2 protein-coding genes are annotated in these 384 nt (G+C 35.9%); both read right to left on the reverse strand.

The window, feature by feature from the left end; translation table 11 throughout:
• On the reverse strand, positions 1–238 hold a 238-nt coding region (locus J1M44_RS11425), incomplete at its 3' end, for a hypothetical protein (protein ID WP_206481131.1).
• Positions 239–379 carry a DUF1270 family protein gene (locus tag J1M44_RS11430; protein WP_446724879.1) on the reverse strand — a complete coding sequence of 47 codons (141 nt, stop codon included), beginning with the start codon at positions 377–379 and terminating at the stop codon, positions 239–241.
• Positions 380–384: the final 5 nt, after the last annotated feature.

Here is a 384-nt window from a genome sequence, read left to right on the forward strand (position 1 = left end):
GCGCTCTTCTTCTGTATGATTTCTTAAGTTTTAAATTGTGTAATACTATGTCACCGGTATGTCTGTCTACATATTCAACAAGATAATTTTTGTTTTGAACCGACATGTAAATATATGGATTGTTGTACTTCTCTCTGTATTCAGTAATCGTCTTAACTTCATCATCACTTAACACAGCTTGTTCTGCTTTTCTTTCCCATTCCACACTAGGTTCAACGTGTTCTTCGAACCAAGTCATTTAATCATCCACCTCATAAAAGTATTCTTTATAAAATATGAAAGTTGCGATACTTGCGAATCCCGCAATTGACCACGCTGTAGTGAAGTATAGAAACGGCATGAGTACAATTGCTAAGACCGTGAAGCACAGTACTGCTATTAGAT

Origin of the sequence: Micrococcus sp. KRD128 (assembly GCF_017168395.1) — a bacterium.
Taxonomy (GTDB): domain Bacteria; phylum Actinomycetota; class Actinomycetes; order Actinomycetales; family Micrococcaceae; genus Micrococcus; species Micrococcus luteus.